This window comes from Polyangiaceae bacterium, from assembly GCA_020633205.1.
Classification (GTDB): domain Bacteria; phylum Myxococcota_A; class Polyangia; order Polyangiales; family Polyangiaceae; genus JAHBVY01.
The window spans coordinates 695,639-713,427 of record JACKEB010000013.1 but is presented as its reverse complement, the minus strand read 5'-3'; the positions used below and the strand labels follow the sequence as shown (position 1 = coordinate 713,427).

8 protein-coding genes are annotated in these 17,789 nt (G+C 65.3%); 4 read left to right on the top strand and 4 right to left on the bottom strand.

Annotated features, from left to right (window positions below; all coding sequences use genetic code 11):
* Nucleotides 1-39 precede the first annotated feature (39 nt).
* The 4 genes from H6718_19365 to H6718_19350 all read left to right on the top strand — a co-directional run bounded on the left by H6718_19365 (nucleotide 40) and on the right by H6718_19350 (nucleotide 2,592).
* Nucleotides 40-582 carry a hypothetical protein gene (locus H6718_19365; protein MCB9587570.1) on the top strand — a complete coding sequence of 181 codons (543 nt, stop codon included), beginning with the start codon at nucleotides 40-42 and terminating at the stop codon, nucleotides 580-582.
* A gap of 64 nt (nucleotides 583-646) precedes the next feature.
* The gene (locus H6718_19360; GenBank protein MCB9587569.1) at nucleotides 647-1,606 is read left to right on the top strand and encodes a PQQ-like beta-propeller repeat protein; all 960 of its coding nucleotides are present in this window, start codon (nucleotides 647-649) and stop codon (nucleotides 1,604-1,606) included.
* 59 nt (nucleotides 1,607-1,665) lie between these two features.
* Nucleotides 1,666-2,196, top strand: coding sequence for a TetR/AcrR family transcriptional regulator (locus tag H6718_19355; GenBank protein MCB9587568.1), 531 nt, complete (start codon nucleotides 1,666-1,668; stop codon nucleotides 2,194-2,196).
* Between the two features lie 57 nt (nucleotides 2,197-2,253).
* On the top strand, nucleotides 2,254-2,592 hold the full coding sequence (locus H6718_19350; protein ID MCB9587567.1) for a DUF1304 domain-containing protein: 339 nt from the start codon (nucleotides 2,254-2,256) through the stop codon (nucleotides 2,590-2,592).
* Between the two features lie 3 nt (nucleotides 2,593-2,595).
* Here H6718_19350 and H6718_19345 read toward each other — a convergent pair whose 3' ends face one another.
* The 4 genes from H6718_19345 to H6718_19330 all read right to left on the bottom strand — a co-directional run bounded on the left by H6718_19345 (nucleotide 2,596) and on the right by H6718_19330 (nucleotide 17,748).
* A complete protein-coding gene (locus H6718_19345; protein MCB9587566.1) occupies nucleotides 2,596-3,822 on the bottom strand; it encodes a hypothetical protein in 1,227 nt (408 codons plus the stop codon).
* Between the two features lie 142 nt (nucleotides 3,823-3,964).
* On the bottom strand, nucleotides 3,965-12,850 hold the full coding sequence (locus tag H6718_19340; protein MCB9587565.1) for a tetratricopeptide repeat protein: 8,886 nt from the start codon (nucleotides 12,848-12,850) through the stop codon (nucleotides 3,965-3,967).
* 226 nt (nucleotides 12,851-13,076) lie between these two features.
* Complete coding sequence (locus H6718_19335; GenBank protein ID MCB9587564.1) at nucleotides 13,077-15,296, bottom strand: hypothetical protein; 2,220 nt, start codon at nucleotides 15,294-15,296, stop codon at nucleotides 13,077-13,079.
* Nucleotides 15,297-15,666: 370 nt separating this feature from the next.
* A complete protein-coding gene (locus H6718_19330; GenBank protein MCB9587563.1) occupies nucleotides 15,667-17,748 on the bottom strand; it encodes an SUMF1/EgtB/PvdO family nonheme iron enzyme in 2,082 nt (693 codons plus the stop codon).
* Nucleotides 17,749-17,789: the final 41 nt, after the last annotated feature.

Below are 17,789 nucleotides of genomic sequence, written 5' to 3'. Positions count from 1 at the left end.
GCCCACATGGCGCGGACCCGGGCAGCACAAGCTCCAGGCATGTCTGCCCTGCTGCATCGCACGCTGCTCCGCAAGATCGCGACCGAGGGATTCGCAGTTCTCGCGCTGGTTGCCTTGGGCGGCTGCGACGTGAACCAGACGTCCGCAGAGACTGCGCTTGCCCCCAATCCCGATCTCGAAGGCGAGACCGAGCTCACGTGGCAGGAGGCGACGCTGACCAACTTCGAGTCCTATCCAGATCCGGGAAGCAGCGAGTGCATCGAATTCAGCGGATGCGACTACGCCGGCTACTTCGCGGCGTTTCCTGGAGTCCAGCAATCCCCGGAGTGGGTCGAGATGCATAACATCGCGGCGGTTCACTCAGACGACTTTGGGAGCCTGCGGGGCAAGACGCTGCGCGTCCGCGAAGGCGGAAGGCGCATCGACGTGACCGTCTACGACCTGTGCTCGGACAGCGACTGCGACGGCTGCTGCAGCAGAAACCGCGAGGAAACGGGTTTCCTGATCGATCTAGAAATCAACACGGCCGACCGCTTCGGCGTGTACGGCGGTGTCGTACAATGGGCGTGCCTGGATTGTTGAACTGACCCAGCGATCCGGCTTCTGAAACGTCCAATGGCCGATGCAACGGTCTAGAGTTGGGCCCATGGATTCCGCTTGGCTACCGCAGTGCGCTGCGCTTGGCCTATGGCTCGGCGGCTGTGCAGCGCCGCAGCCCGCCGTCACGACCGCACAGGTCGACGTCCCAGTCGGCAGCGCAACGGCAAGCAAGCGCACCTCCCCCCCAAACGCCCCGGCGTGTCCGAAGCCGAAGCACGACGAGTACGACCCACCGTGGCACCGCGGCTTCGTCAAGGAGCCTTGTGTTCGCGATGCCCGGGGGCGTTGGGCAAGTCGGGGCGATCCGACTGACGTTGACGGTTGGCGCCACTTCTTGGACTTCACGCCTGCAACGGGGGCTGAGGCCGAGCCGTTCAGCATCGAGGTCATATCCCCCATGGATATCGCGCTGCGTACGGATGGCGCGTGTGTCGTGATTGACCTGAAGGATCATATCAGCCTGGTTTCGCCGAGAGGCGAGCTACTGTGGCGCAAGCCATTTCCACGCTGTGGATATGTTCATGCAACCGCCATCAGCTACGATCACCACATCAGCCTGGGCTGCGGCTACTCGCTCCTGCACTTCCAACCCAACGGAGACTTGAGCTATCAGAAGTGGCCGTTCGGCGATCACAGTCTGGGCGGGCCGTGGGTCGACCGCGACGGCACGCTCTACGTCACTGGCGAAGGCAGTGTGGCGGCATTGGATCCCCACGGAGATGTACGTTGGAAGGTCTCGACCGGATTCAATCGCGCGACGAGTCAGCTCGGGTGGTCAGCCGCAGGAGATCTGGTCTTCGACACCAGCATGGCTGAAATTCACTCGGACCCAGCCAAAACGAACGGCATGCGGATCTACTGGGAGACCGAACCCGGCGAGCTCTTCGTGCTTTCCAGGTCAGGCAAGATCATCAGTCGGGAGAAGCACGACAACGTGCCAGCAAAAGGCTGGCCCGAGACGCTCCCCTACCCGCAAGACGGCGCGCACCGCGTCGACGGTCCGTAGATCGCTTCGCGCGAAGTGGGTTTGGGGGTGAGGGAGCGCCGGCGTGCTATGAACTCGCCATGGCGCGCAGCCGCGACTTCGATTTGGAACAGGCGCTAGACGGCGCCGTAGAGCTATTCTGGCGCCAGGGCTACGCCAGCACCTCCGTGCGGCAACTCTGCGAGGCGATGGGCATTCAGCCGGGGAGCTTCTACGCCGCGTTCGAGAGCAAAGAAGCCTGTTTTCAGCGTTCCCTCGAGCGTTACCTCACGCTTCAGGTGCTGCCGATACCGCCAGGCCCCGAGGCGATCCGCGCTTGGTTCGACGCGATCACCCACGCGAGTCGCGGCGGCAAAGGTTGCTTGCTGGTGAACTCTGCCGTGGAGCTGCCGAACTTGGACGCCGACAGCCAGCGGGTCGTGGCTGAGCGGATTCACGGCCTCGAGCGCTTCTTCGGTCGCTGTCTTGCGGGGCGAGATGACGCCAAGGAGCGCGCTGAAGATCTCGCCGCCAGCGTGATCGCCATTCATGTGATGGCCCGCAGCGGGGCCAAACCCAGCAAGCTCAAGGGTCTGGCCAAGCGCGCGCTGAGCGCCGCGCAGCTCGGTTGACGGACCTTTTGCTGGACCCCGCTTGACTATCTTGAACGATCGTTCAAGATAGCGCCCATGTTGGCGAGCGCGTTGGTGTACCTGGTGGCGGTCTTGCACGTTCTGTTCATGCTCCTCGAGACGTTCCTCTGGACGACTCCAAAGGTGCGCGCGCGCTTTGGCAACAGCGCCGCCGAGGCCGAGACGACCCGCGTCCTCGCAGCGAACCAAGGCGTCTATAACGGCGCGCTCGCGGTGGCGCTGATCTGGGGTCAAGTCGCGCACCAGCCGAGCGTGGTGAAGAGCGTGCTGGCTATCATCGTCGCCGTGGGCCTATACGGCGGCTACAGCGCCAAGCGCTCGATCATCGTGATTCAAGCGCTCCCCGCCGCCGCGGCGCTGCTCGCCGCTTGGTAAACCTCAGGGCTTGACCGTTGCCGCGCGGCGATAAAACAGGCCCTGCCAGTCTTCGGAATCGCCGATCGGCACGTACACCGCTTTGTTGTGTAGCAGCACTCCGCCGGCGAAGTAGGTGTGCGGCTCCGTCACGCTGAGCTCGTACACCACGCTTGGTCGCTTCAACTCGAGGGGCGTCACCTCCAGGGACTGACCGCTGACGCTCAAGAGGCGCGAGCCGGCCTGCACACGCCCGGCTTCGACCCACGCGCCGTCACTGAACACTGGGTGGTGAGCGGTGACGAAGAGCCGACCGAGCTGAACGAGCTCCGCCGCGTTGTGGGCTTCGATGTGGGTCACGCGTGCGCTGGTCACCCGCTTCTGCGAGACGTCAAAGCTAGTCACCGGGGCGCCGGGGACAAGGCGCTCGACCGCCACGTCACCAGCGGGCGTTGCGATCGGCGTGCCCTCAGCAACACAAGTGAAGTGGCTGAAGACATCGTAGAGAACCTCTTTTCCCGACGGATCCACCAGGACCTCAATCACGGTCACGTCATATTCCGAACTCTCGAGCGTGTAGCGGAAGGAGCGGTTCTTTGCTTCGTCTTCGAGTACCGCAGCCGTCGCCTTGACCTTCGGCGTGCCTTGGCGATCCTGCACCCACTTGGTGGTAATCCCGGTCAGCTCGGCGAGGGAGCGAAAACGCGGAGAAGGGGCCTCGACCTGATACTCGAGCGGTCCAGCAGATAGCCGCACCGTGCGCGTGTCTGTCGTGCTCCCACGCTGCTTGGCCTTGAAGGTGGCGCTCAGGCTAATACGATAGGTCCCGGGCTCCTTCAGCCAGTCCTTTGGGGCTTCCTTCCAGGCGGTGGACAGCCCGTAGCTGAAGTGGATGCCGCGTCGGTCGAGCTTCAGCGAAAGCTGTGTGGACAATAACGGCTGTACCCAAGGCGACGCGACGACACCAACCTGGAGCACCTGCTTCTGTCGCTTCGGGCTCTCCAGCGTGACTTCGAGGCTCTCGAGCACCTCCTTGAAGTCCAGCGTCTCTTGCCAGGCCGGGTCCCCTTTTGGTGGCATCTTTTCCGCACGGACACGCAAAACGAACCCTAGAGGGTCGTCACTCGTGACATCTGATACGAGTGGGCGAAGCTCGAGGGCGAGGCCTTCGTTGAACGCCCCCTGCACCGCCTTGGCAAGGATGGGAGGTGTGCGTTTGCTGGGAGCCGCGGTGGGCTGGACGCTCCCCACTGGCGCTGGGGTACTTGAAGGCGCGGGCGTCGTTTTGCCCTTGTCCTTGCACCCACCACAAAGCAAGAGCGCCAAAGCGGCCCAGCGAAGCGCTTGAGCTCTCAAGGAAGTCCAACTCTCGTGTAGTTCATTGACCTGCCCACTAGCTCTCGATCACGAACAGCAGCTCGTCCGCGAGGTTTGCGTCCAAGGCTTGAAGCGCTTCATGCTGCTTTCGCGCGGCATCGTTGTGACCCAAGTTTGCGTACCCGACGCCGAGGCCATACCGCAGCCGAGCGTTGTCCGGCTCGAGGAGCAACGCCTCCTGGTACGCATCCACCGCGCGCTGGTGCTCCCCGAGTTCCGTGAGCGCCAAGGCAAGCTGTACGTGGGCTTCGGCCCGATCGGGGTCGAGCTGGACGACGCGGTCGTAAGCGACGACCGCATTGTCCAGGCGCTTCAGTCGCTCGAAGAGGCGGGCCAGCTGCAGCAGCGTGCTGACGTCGTCGAGCCCCAGCTCAACCGCCTTGAGGCAGGCCGCCGCGCCTTCGTCCGTGCGCCCCACCTTCAGGTAGCCAAAGCCGAGGGCCGCGAACAACGACGCGTCATCGGGAGAGAACTCCGTAGACTTCTCCCAGGCGGCGATCGCCTCTTCCGTGCGCCCGGTATGCATCAGCGCAGCCCCGAGGGCGTACTGCGCGTGAGCGTGGTCTGGATCCATACGGAGACAACGCTTGAAGGCCGCTGCGCTCTCGTCGTGGCGCCCCATTCGCTGATAGGCGACGCCCAGGCGGTGGTAGCCCTCCGCGGAAGGCTCCTTCTTCAGGAGCTTGCTCAGCGCGAAGACGGAGCCTTCATGGTCGCCAGCCTCTTCACTCGCCTGAGCAAGCTGATCGATCAACTCGTCGGATTCTGGACTTAGCTCCAGCGCGGCCTTGAGCGCAGCGACTGCGCCCGCAGCGTTCCCTGCGCCAAACTCAGCTTGCGCAAGCGCCTGGTAAACGCCGGAGTCCGCCAGCCCCGACTCCACCGCTGCCCGGTAGGCCTCGGCCGCGACCGCGTGATCGCCCGCCTCCGCGGCCGTGTCTGCCAGCAGCAGCTGGGCGTCGCTACGTGAGGCGTCGATAGCCAGACAGTGCTGCGCCGCGGTGGTCGCGTCGCCGATGTAGCCGAGTGCTCGCAGACTCACCGCGAGGCAGTACCAGTCGTGGGCGTTCACGTCCGCGCTCTGGGTCACCACCTGCAAGGCGTCCACCGCCTGCTCATGCTGCTCTGCCGCGGAGGCACTGTAGCCAAACAAGCGTTGAGCTTCGATGCGCTCGGGTTCGAGGTTCACGGCCTGTCGGAACAAGTCGAGCGCGGTCCCCGCTTCACCGCGGTCGCTGTGCGCCTCGCCGAGCCGACACAGCACCGCTGCGCTCACGTGGGCAGCCTTCGCTCGCTCGAGCGCCTGGATCAGCTGATCCAAGCGTTGCGTGCGTCGACACAGGTCACTCAAGAGCTGCAGACCCTTTTCCGACGTGGGGTCCAGCGCGACAGATTTCGCGAGAGCGCTCACCGCGTCGTCGAGGCGCTTGAGCTTGATGTACAACGCGCCCAAGCGCATGAGCGCGTTCGCGTTTTTGGGGTCGAGCTGCACGGAGCGCTCGAAACTCCCAAGCGCCTCGTCGTTCTTGCCTTGCGCCAGCTCCGCAATCGCCAGCTGATAGTAGCCCGCTCCGTCTTCCGGTTGCAGCTCCACGAAGGCGCGCCCCGCTGCTTCGGCGCCGGCGAAGTTCTTCAGCGCCAAATCGCACTTTGCCACATGGAAATATGCGGCAGCGTGACGGGGATCCGCGGCCGTGGCCTGTGCGTAGGCCGTCCTGGCGCCTTGGACGTCGCGCTCGCCCTCCAGCGCGCGACCGAGCTGGAAATGTGCCTCAGCGTTGTCGTGAGCAACACCCAGGGCGCGCTCTGCGCTCTCCTTCGCATCAGCGTAGGCTTCTAGCTCGTTCTGAGAGGTTGCCGCCAGCACGAGCGCAAGCGCGTCCGTTGGCTGCGTGGCCACCAAACGTTCGAAGCGTGAGACGGCGTCCGCATGACGACCAGCGCGTGCGAGGCTGATCCCGAGCAAGCGGATCACCTCCAGGTCGTCGGACAGCTGTTCAGCGCGCTCCAAGGCAGCAATCGCTTGATCGGCCTGCCCCATCCCGGTGCACAGGATCCCGAGGCGCTTCTGCAGCTCGGGATTCTGATCATCGAGCTCCGCCGCGCGCTGCAAGCAGGCCATCGCGTCGTCCGGATTGATGCGCTCATAGGCCGTCGCGAGCTGCGCCCACGTCTCGGCGTGCTCGGGTCGCAGCTCACTAGCGCGCCGCAGGACGTCAACGGCCTCACCTTGGCGCCCAACCGCGATCAGCACGTAGCCGTATGCGAGGAAGGCGTCTGCTTCGTCTGGCAAGAGCTCCGTCGCTCGCTTGAGCTTCGGCAACGCGTCCCCGTGGCGACCGACGGCCGCCAGGCACTCCCCGAGCCTCAAGTTGGTCTCGGGATCGTCCGGGTTGGCGTTCAAGGCCGTTTCCAACGCATCCAGCGCCGCTGCGGCGTGGCCCAAGCGCGCTCGGCAAAGTCCCATCGCACGGTGCGCCGCCGGAAAGTCAGGTTGGACCTCGGTCGCAGCGTAGTAAGCCTCGATCGCTTCAGGGTACTCACCCAGCTCCGCGGCGCTATTTCCCAGCTCGAAAAATGCCGCCGCGTTCTTCGGCTCGACAATCGTTACCTTACGGAAAGCTTCAAAAGCCTGGCGATGCTCCCCTAGCGCCCCGAGGCGCAAGCCCACTTGAAAGCGGATCTGCATGTCCGCCGGGGCGCCATTCATCGCCTTCATGAAGGACTGCATCGCCTCACGCGCGAGGCCTTGCTCCTGGTACACGGCGCCGAGCTCGAGGGCAGCTTGAGGCGAGCTGCCGCCCAGCTCATCCACGCGTTTCATCGCCTGCGCTGCGTCTGCGGTGCGCCCCAGCTGGCGGTAGTGGGCCCCGAGCTTGCGCCAGCTGTCCACATCCGCGTCCACCAACGCCACGCGCTTCTCGAGTGCGAGCGCCGCCGCCGCTGCGTCCCCAAGCGCTTCACAGCTATCTGCCAGCAGGCCCCACAGCTCTGCGTCGTTGCCGAGCGCGGGCGCAGCGACGTCGAGCGCTGCACGCGCAGGCTGCCACTCCCCCGCCTGAGCGCGCAGGCGACCAACCACCGCTTGAGCGGCGGCATTCGTCGGCTCCAACCGAACCACCTGCGCGTTGGCTTCAAGCAAGCCCGCGTCGCCCGTTACGGAAGCCAGCTCCGCCGACGCCCGTAGCACAGCGAGTTGCTTCCACGCGGTAACATCATCCGGCTCGAGACTGACGAGCTGGGTCAGCGCTTGAGCGGCCGGCGCTACCTGGTTCAGCTCACCGCGCGCTCCAGCGAGGCGACGCCACAGCGCCGCCTCCTGCGGGTGAGCCTGCACCAGCTCGCTCAGCACGTGCTCGAGCTCCGATTGGCGCCCAAGGCGCTCCAGAGCGTCGGCGTATCCGCGCCGAAGTTCGTCGCTCGGTGCCTCACGTAGCGCCTTGTTGAAGGCGACCGCGGCCTTGCCGTCTTCGCCGAGGGCCACAGCGAGGCGAGCCATGGCGGGGTGCGCGGGGGCGAAGGCAGCGTCGAGCTCCAGCGCGCGCGCGTAGGCTTCGAATGCAGGACGCGTCTCCCCGAGGTTATCTAGCGCTTGCGCCAGCTGCTTCGCGGCTCGCGCGTCTGCCACCGCGCTCGCTTCACCCAGATTGGACTTCACCTCGCCCCAACGCTGGAGGCTGAAGAGCGCGTCTGCCAACTTGAGCTTCAACCCAGGGTCATCGGCGCCAAGGCGAATCGCGCGCTCCAAGGCGTCGGACGCGCCGCTCGAGTCTCCAAGGCGGTGCCGAGCGAGCCCCAGCGAGGAAAGCAGATTCGGGTCCTCCGGACGCAACGCGACCGCGCGCTCATACGCGCTCGCCGCTTCCGTGTCGTTGCCCAAGCGCTCGAGAGCACCCGCCAGCGTGACATGCAGGGCCAACTGGTCCGGGCGCGCCTCTACGGTTTGACGCAGGTACGGAAGCGCCTCTTCGTCTCTACCCAGGCGCACCAGCAACCTACCGAGCACGGACGCGCCGGAGTGAAAGGTCGGGTCCAGAGTAATCGCTTGTTTCAATGCGGCAATACTGCCGTCTGGGTCCTTCAGCTTGACGCAAGCCTCACCGAGTAGCTTGTAGGCTTCGGCGTTGTCCTGCTTCTGCTCGACGTAGCGATCCAGGTACGCCCGAGCTTCTTCGAAGCGCTCGAGGGCGGACAAGCAACGCCCGGCGCCAAGCAGAGCATCGAGAGCGCTTGGTTGCTTCGTCGACCAATCACCGAAGCTCCTCGCGGCCAGCTCAAGCTGTCCCTGGCGCTCCGCCACCTCGGCGAGGCTCTTCAATGCCGCCAGGTCTTCAGGCGACTCGGCCACCACGGCCTGCAGCGCCGCGAGCGCATCCCCTTCCTGTCCCAGTTCCTGCTGGGCCTGAGCGAGCGCACGCTGGACGTCCACATCGCCCTCCCCTGCCCCCACGAGGCGTTGCAGCAGGGGAGCCGCCTTGTCCCAAGCTGCGCGCTCAACGTAGCAGAATGCCAACGGTCGAACGACAGCGGCATGAGCGGGATCCAGCTCCAAACAACGCTCGAAATGCTGCGTCGCCCGCGCCTTGTCACTCGAAAGGAGCAACGCGCGCCCCCAATCCGCATGGAAACTGGCGTCATCGACACCGCTCGCCGCGCGCTCGAAGGCACTAGCCGCATCGCCGGCGTTATCCAGCTGGAGCTGCGCCCGGCCAAGCTTCAGCCAGGCTTGAGCAGCGTTCGGTTGGAGTCGGGTGAGCTGCAGCATGCAGCGCACGACGTTCTTCGCGTCGCGCTTGGCTCCGTACACATCACCAAGCCGCTGCCACCCTTCGGCTAACCCGGGGTCCAGCTCTACAGCTCGCTCAGTGACGCTGATGAGCGCCGTGTCGTCGTCCCCTGTGCCTCTGAGCTGCCACAGCGCGCTCCCGAGCAGACGATGGGCGAGGGCGCTGTCTGGCGCCAGGCGGATGAGTCGCTCCAAGGAGTCACGCGCCTCTGCGAAGGCGCCGCGCTCCATCTGGAGCAACGCCAGCTTCTCCAGCGCCCCAGGGTCATTGGGCGCGAGCGCGGCGGCCTTGGCCAACACGGCGCTCAGCTCTTCATCGCGACCGAGTTTTTTCAGGAGTTCAGCCCAGGTCTCCAGAATGCCCGCGTCGTCGGGCGACACACGCGAAGCCTGTTCGAAGCACGTGACGGCCTCCTCATGGCGCCCCAAGTCGACGAAGACCTTGCCCAGGCCGAGATGCACCGCGCCGCGATTGGGATCGAGCTCCACGCAGCGGCGGTAGGCGGCGATCGCGTCATCAGTGTTGCCGAGTTCACGCTCCACGTCGCCCAGCAGAGCTTGCGAGTCTGCCTGGTCGGGTGCGATACGCACGGACTGCCGCAGCGCCTGCCTGGCTTCCGCCCAAGATTTCCGCGCGGCTTCAGCTCTTCCCAAACCAAAGAACGCCGGGGCGTCGTCGGGCGCGTACTGCAACGCGCGCTTGAAGCTTTGTTGCGCCTCCTCCGGTCGGCCGAGGTTCAACAAGACGTTGCCCAAACTCACGTGCAGGTCTGGCCGCTCGGGTAGCGCTCGCACCCCCGCCTCGAGAGCACGCACCGCCTCCGCGTCCTGCTCCGTCGCGACATACAACCGGCCGAGGGCAAGCTGAGCCTCGAGCAAGCTTGGGTCTCGCTCCGCGGCGGCGCGGTAGGCCTGGATCGCTGCGCCCAGCAAGCCACACGCTTCTGAGGTACGTCCCAAACCAGCGCGAGCGGGCACCGATTCAGGAGCGTACTTGACCGCCGTATCGAAGGCGTCCCGCGCCTCCTGAGGTTGGCCTGCCGCAAGCCGCGCCTCCCCCAGAGAAACGTACAGCTCGCCAGCTTCATCACCGCCAGCGTTCGGTAGCATGACGGCCGCTTCGTAGGCCTTCACCGCGTCGGAGAACTGCCCAAGTCGTATGCGACACCCACCGAGCAGGGCCCAGCGCTTGGCTGTGGGGGGCTCAAGGTCGAGGAGTGGCGTCAGCGCAGCCGCCGCAGCCTCGTCCTGCCCTTGGGCGATGCGGAGTTCCGCGAGGCGCTCATAGCCCCGCCCAAACTTCGGGTCCAGTACGACCGCTTGCTGGAACAAGTCGGCCGCGGCGGGCCCCTCCCCCAACTCCGCAAGCGTATCCGCGAGGTACTGAGTACACTCGAGGGAGTCTCCCCGTAGCCGCAAACTCTCTTGTAGGGCTTGCTTGGCTTCGGCCCAGCGCCGTGTCTTGAAGTAGCCGATGCCCAGGCTGAGCAAGATGTCCGGATCTCCGGCCCCGAACTTCACAGCCTCCGCGAAGCGCTCCGCGCTCTCTTCGAAGCGACCGAGCTTTTGCAAGCTCCCACCGAGCGCCGCGTAGAGCTTGGCCTCTTGAGGCGCTAGCCCGACGGCTGCTTCAAAAGCCTGCACCGCCTCAGCGTCGGCGCCGCGCGCGTCCAAGAGCTCACCCAGGGCGACCTGCGCCTCGAGACAATCCGGCTCGAGCTCCGTCGCCCGCCTGAACGCCGCCTCCGCGGCGGTCGCGTCGCCCGCAGCGCGGCACACCGGACCGAGCAGCTTGTAGATTTCCCCGCGATTATTCTCGCTGCTCGCATCGAGACGCGCGGCCTCCTCGAGCGCAAGGCGCGCAGCGTGCTGGTCCTCCAAGCCGAGGAGTGCCTGGCCCAGACACAGCGCCAGGTCGGCGTCCTTGGGTGCCGTCTTCGTCGCAACCCGCAAGCTACGGGAAGCCGGCTCGAACTGTTTGAGCACCAGCCGCACGCGGCCGAGGTGCGGCTGCAACCCAACCAGGTCGTGATGACCCGCGGTGGCGATGGCCTCATCCTCGGAGTTCGACCGTTCGTTGAACACCTTTTCGGCCAGCTCGAATGCTTCCAGCGCCTTGGCGTACTGCTCTCGTTCCGCGAGGATACGCCCGACCAGTACCTGACCTGGAGCGTAGTCGGGGTCAATTTCCAGCGCGCGCTGCAGCGCGTCCAGTGCCTCGTCCGTTTCACCCAGCTCGGTGGCGGCGCGCCCCAGCTCTTTGAGCGCCTCGCCCATATCGGGGCGCAGTCGCACCGCTTCCTTCAACACGGCGCGCGCGTCGGTCCAGCGCTCTAGCTGGTTCAGGGAGCGGCCGAGGGCGCCGAGGGTGCGGTAGTCGTCTTCCTCCACGTCCGCGACCCGGCGGAGCACTTCCACTGCGTCGGCGTGACGACCGACTCCCTGGAGCACCTTGCCGGAGACGCGCTGAACATCTAGATCCGCAGGGAAAGCTTCTGCTGCGCGATAGTACGCCTCGGCGGCGCCTGCAGGGTCTGAGAGCTCTGCACGCAGCTCCCCCAGCCCCTGCCACAAGTCGGTGTACGTGGGATCGAGCTGCAGGGCGATCTCGAACGCTTCCACAGCCTCCTTCGTGTCGCCTTGTGCGCGACACGCCTTACCGAGCTCGCGCCGAGCGAGCGCCGCCGAGAACGGCGCGCGATACTCTTCGACTCCCTCCGAGCCTGCCGCTTCGGCGAGCTCGAGTGCCTTGGTGAGCGCCTGCTTTGCCAGCTCCCACTTTTCCGCCTGATTATACGCCATGCCTAGGTTCAGACGCACGCTCGCGTCCTTGGGCAGCAGGCGGGAGGCTTTCAGGAGCAACGGGTTGGCCTCTTCCCCGCGCCCGAGGCGAACCAGCACGGCTCCCACCTGCGCGAGAACGCCCTCGTCGTCGGGCATGAGCCGCAAGGCTTCCTGCAGAGAGCCGGCGGCCTCCGCATCGCGGCCCGCGTTCAAGTAGAGGTCAGCCAAGGAGAGGTGCGCGTGAGCGTCGTCCTTCTCGAGCTGCACCACGTGCTTGAACGCTTCGATGGCCTCGTCTTTGAGGCCAAGCTCGAGACAAACGCCGGCCAGAGAGCGGCTCGCGCGCACCAGCGTCGCGTCGAGGCGAACACACTCGCGGTAGGACTTACGCGCCTCTGCGTTCTGATCGAGCGCCCGTTGCGCGTCGCCCAAGAAGGCGAACGCCAGGGCTCGCTCGGGCTCCAGGCCAATGCTGCGCTCCAGGCTCTCGATCGCCTCCTCATGCTTCTCGAGCTTGACCAAGACAACACCGAGCTCGTAGTGAATCGCCGCGTCCTTCGGTAGGAAGCGCAGTGCCACACGGAAAGCGTTTGCGGCGGCTGGGTACTGCTCGGCGGCCGCGTAGGTCCGCGCAATGGCGCAGTGTCCCTCCACGTACTCCGGATCCAGCTCGAGCGCTTCGCGGTAGGCATCGATGGAGTTCTGCAGCTCGCCGAGCTCTGCAGAGGCCTTTCCGAGCAGCTTGAAACCCGCGGCTTCTTTGGGCACCAACTTGGTTTGTTCGCGCAACGTGCGCTGGGCCGCCTCCCAGGCTTCCGTTGCGACGTAGGCTCGACCGAGGCGTAGCATCACCGAAGGGTCGTCCTGGGCGACCTTCAGCGCGCGCTCGTAGCAATCCACGGCGCCAGCCCACTCGGCGATTTCCACGTAGGCGTCGCCCCCGCGCAGCGCTGCGTCGGGGTGCTCCGGGTTGAGCTTCGCCAACGCCTGCAGCGCGGGCGCGGCAACCTCGAAGCGTTTCATGCCCAGAGCCGTGTCACCCAAAGCTTGCTGGGCGTCTGCGCTCTCCGGCTTGAGCTCTGCCGCGCGGATCAGCGCTTCGAGGGCAACCTCGAGTTCGCCTTGCTCCCGCTTGACCAGCCCGAGGTTGTAGTGTGCGAGGAAGTGATCCGGTTGGAGCCCGACGGTCTTCTGATACTGCTGAGCAGCTTTCTCGAGTTCCCCGTTCTTGTGATAGGCGTGTCCCAGTCGGTAGCGCTTGACCGGGTCCTTGGGGTTCATCATCAAGCTCGACTCGAGCAAGGTGATGAGCTGCTTCGCTTCCTCGTTCATTGCTGTATCCCCGCCCAGCGGGGGCCGTTCGGGGACTCCTGAACAAGTCCGCTCAAGGCTCACGCTGGGGGCGATACGATATCCGAGAAAGCCGGGGGACTAGGGGTAAATGCTGAGCACATCCACGGATTTGCGAGAGCAATGCGGACGGCCGCTGCCCGAGGTCACCAGTCACCGAGGGATTGATTCCGCCGCTCGGTGCTGGCTCCGGGTTCGGGGGTGAGGGTCAAGGCTTAGGCACAGGCTGGGCAGCCGGTGCGGGCGACGCGGGCGGCGTGTCTTCCCCTAGCGTCTCTAGCTTTTTCTTCACGTCGTCACGCTTCTGCTCGAGGGTTTCCTCCAGGCTCTCCACGGTGCGTCGCTGCTTCGAGAGGCGGTCCTCCAGCTCCAGGATGCGGGTGACGATTGGGTTCGCCCCAGCGGGAGAACCGCTCTTGTCGCCCAGCGCCTTCAGGTGCTCGCGCATCCGCTCCAGGTCGCCTTGGATACGTTCGACCTCCTTGTTGGCGTCGCCTAGCGCAGTGTTGGCCTTCTCGACCAAATCCAAGAGCACTACCGCCTCGCCGAGGATCTTCCGTTCAGGTTCGGAGAGTTCGGGCTTCTTCGCGAGCTCCTTCATGCCGTCCACGTCCAGGTTGTAGAGCGGCGTGTTTCGCTGGAGCGCCTGTTCGATCACTACCTTGCGCTCACTCTTGGACTTCGCCTTGGCCGCGAACACGGCGAGCGGTTTGTCGCTCTCCAGGTCGAAGTCGAGCTCGTCAGCGCCTTGGACCTTGGAGTTCTTGACGATGTTCAACACCAAGTAGACGTCCCGAGGTGCGCCGCTGCGGTTGGTGACGACGTACGCGGCCTCGCTCCGGCGGACGTAGTGCTCAATCATCACGCCGTTCTCAAAGCGCACCTTCTTCAGGTCCTCGACCGGTTTTGAACGGAACTCTGGGTCGAACTCGAGTTCGACATCGAGATCGACACCGAAATTCATGAACGCGCGTTCCTTGGGCTTCAACCGCGGGATCCCCGTTTCCCCGCTGAAACCTGACCTCTCGTAGATGGACACGGGGCCGGCCGGCAGCGTCTGACCGCTGGTATTGGTGAGGCGAACACCGCTGCGCCCATAGCTGTTACCGCTGCCCGCACTTCCCGCGTCGTCGAACCAGGTGAGCCGACGTGCCTCCACCGCTTGAGACGTGAAGGGTACCAAGGCGGAACCGTGCGGTCTCAGCTGCAGCTTGTTTGCCAGGCGGTAGGAGAAAAGCGCGCCTGCTTCGACGCCCGTGGACTGCGCCACGTCCGCGAGATTGCCAATGCTGATCTCGTCGCTCTCACCGCCGGTCACCGAGGCCATGCCCATGCGAACCTTTGGCGCGCGCGTGCGATGACTCCCGCCCAAGCGACCATGGCCTGAGCCGTAGCCATACCCGGTCCCGGTGCCCCCAGAGGTCTCGATGTTGTCGCCCCAGATTTGATCGGGAGTTTGATCCGCCAGCTGCGGCACGGTCGACAGCTTCTCCGGGGGCTCCGCCAGCGGACGCCTGGAGTAACGCGGCGCCGACAGCGGGAACAAGAACGAGTCTGGACGCCCATTGACGAGCTCGACCTGCACGTTCTTCCAGCGCTCGTCGGTGTCATTGTGAATCAGCGCCCAGCCCTGGATCTTGGCGTTCCGTGACTCGGGCTCCAACACCAGGCGGTACGTAGAGCGCCACACAGGCGTTTCTGCGATGTAGCCCAAGCGGACGGGCACTGCCTCCGTCGCAAGCACCCGGAGCCCACGTTGGATCTGGGCGGCGCGTCCGGAGAGCGCCCCCGCCGCGGAGCCCAAACGGGCAGCCAAGATCGGGTCCGTTGGGCGCACCGAGGCAACTTGAGAAGCGCGGAACCGCCTCAAGGTGCCGTCTTCGCTGAGCAAGGTCAGGTAGTGGTCGTTTTCTGTATCCGGGAGGTAACGCGGCTCCGCCGGCTTGGAGTCCGCCGTCTTGCTGGTCTCCTCCAACACGTCGATGGGCACCGGCGGAGCTTTGGTTACTTCAACGAGCTTGCCCCGCACTGATTTGTTGGCGCTCACGACCTCGAGTTCGACGCCCTTGAGGCTGTTCAACACATCCTCGTAGGTAACGGGCGAGTCCGACTCGAGGGGCAAAGCGGCCAGGGAGCGGGCCAGACCCCGGCTCATGACACTGTCGAACTCGACCGCAGAGACCTGCGCCTTCCCGCCGTTGGTCATGACAATGAGCGTCTTGAGGGCGTCGTCGACGTGGGAAGCTGGCACTGGCAAAGTGTCCGTGCCTCCTTCGAGCGTACCCGCGCGCTCGAAGTATCCGACTCCAGTTTCGTAGAGCCTCACCGTGGTGAGCGGCAGCACCGGCTGAGCTGCGCTCTTTTGCTTCGCCGCGCAGCCCATGGAACTCAGCGCTACCCCAACAACCACCAACGACATCCAACGCATCAACGACTCCTCAGCTCGTGCCGCCACACTCGCGGCCCGGACGAAGTTCGCTGCTGGGCGAACCACCAACGAACACTGCACCCCGAGGCCCCGCGTTCCGCAGCGCCCGGTTTCTGGAGCGCATGGGACACGACGCCCAGCTCAGAGTTCCACGGTTCCGGTGCAAAAGGAATCTGATCGAATCTTGCGATTCAAGCGGAAGATTCCAGGCCATAACCAGCTGAATGGTTGGCCCCGGCGGTGCCGGGTGCCCCGCGCCACGGCGTCTCTGAATCGACGAACAGCGGATGGGAAGGTCCTCCCACCAACGAACGTACGAGGCGCGGCTGTTTCAAATTCGCAGCGCAGCTATTTCAAATCCGCAGCGCAGCTATTTCAAATCCGCGGCGCAGCGAAAGCCGATCTTCGGGCTCCGTTCGCTTGGGGGCTTCGCGTCACGCGCCGAAGCGCGTAGCTCTCCCGCCGCGCCAAGGAAGTGCCCGCCGCGGACTTCCCGCTTCCTCCCGGCAACATCGTCAGCAGCGTCTGGGCCGCGGGAGGCATACCAGTCATCGACCCACTCCGCGACGTTGCCTGCCATGTTGAGAGCACCGCTTGGAGCCGCGGAACTTCCGAACGAGGCAACAGGCGCCGTGGCAGCAAATCCGTCGTCCGCCGCAAAGGCCATCGGCAACCGCAGCCCCTGCGTCCGCGACCACGCATAGCACTCGGCTCCGCAGGCGTTGGCGCGCGCCTCTCCGAGTTCATCACCCCAGGGATACGCCCGACCGTCAGAGCCCCGAGCCGCAAGCTCCCACTCCGCCGACGAGGGCAAACGCTTGTCCTGCGCCTTGCAGTAGGCTGACGCCTGAGACCAATCCACGCACGAGATGGGATGATCGGAGTGGTCCGAGCGCTCGGTGTTGCACAGCTTGCCGAGCAGGATGCGTTCCCGCTTCGACGCGCCCTCGAGATCGGGCTCCGGGAAAACCCGCGAACACTCGCCCTTATCGGAGCAAGCCTTGTAGGCCGCGACGCTGACCTCGGTGCGATCGATACAGAACTGCTCGACTTGCACTTGAACTTGGGGTCTTTCGGATGGCGCAGCGTCCTCTCCCCCCCAACCCAAGAAGAGCTTGCTGCTGCTAACCTGGAGCATACCACTTGGGCAGCTAGGCTCCTTTGCCGGCGCCGCTAGAGCTGCCGCGGGTTGCGTCGCGGTGACCTCGGGCTCGGCGGCGCCATCGCCGCGCTTCAGTCGGCTAACCAACCCGACGCCAACCAGCAACACCGCCGCGGCCGCAAGGTAGCGCGGCAGTCGACGAGGGCGCGCCAGCGGCGCTCGCAGTGTTCCGGGCGCCGAGGTGCCTCGCATGGTCTGACTTGGTTCAGCCTCCGACTTCTGCATCTCGGCCGCGGCAAGCACGTCGCTGTCGTCTGGCAGGGAGTCACGCTCGAAGGCGATCTTCGTGGAAGACGGAGCGTTGCGGACTTGGGGAGCCACAGCGCCCTCGACCTCCCGCACGAGTCGTTCGCGCTCGCTGAAAGCCTCTCCACCCCAGCGCACGGCCCACGCCCCGACCTGATCAGGAGTCACTGCCAGTGCGGGCCGCTTCGTAACGAACGACTGAAGCGCGTCAGCGAAGCGCTTTGCCGTGCGGTATCGCTTCTCGGGTTCTCGATCCAGGCCTTTGAGCACGATCGCATCGAGCGCCGGGGGGAGAATCGGGCGGAGCGAACTCGGAGCGGGTACGTCGGCTTGAAGCTTCTGATAGCTGATGTCTGTCGGCGAGTCCGCGTCGAACAGCCGCTTGCCGACGAGTAGCTCCCACAGCATCACGGCGGCGGAGTACACATCCGCCTGCTGAGTCACCGGTTTGCAGAGCAGCTGCTCCGGCGCCATGTAGCGCAGCTTGCCTTTGATTTCTCCTTGCTGCGTCGTCTGCAAGCGCCGGCTGGCCTTCGCAACGCCGAAGTCCACCACTTGAGGCACACCAGCAGGCCCGACCAACACGTTCTGCGGCGAAACATCTCGATGCACGATGTTCAGTGGCTCACCCAGCGAGCCCGTCGCCGTGTGCGCAGCGTGCAGGCCGCGCAACACGCCGATCAAGATGTGGATGGCGACCGGAGGCGGCACGCCTTCGCCAGAGCGAATCGCCGCTGCGGCGAGGGTAGAGACGGGCAGCGCGTGCGCGTACTCCTGAACCATGAAGAGCTCGGCGTCACCCTCAACCACGTCGAGCACGCGCACGACGTTCGGGTGCTCGACTCGCGACGCAAGGTGCGCCTCGTCGAGCATCATGCGCACGAACTGCTCTTGAACGGCGATGTGCGGGTGGAGTCGCTTGATGGCGACCGTGCGACTGAAGCCGGCACCTCCCAGTTGGCGAGCCAAGTGGATGGTGGCCATGCCCCCGCGACCGATACTCTCGTAGATCGCGTAGCGTTCGATGATTGCCAGCGGCTCCAAGCTCGTTCCGAACCTCCCGGCACCGCCGGCGTTGAGAGTTC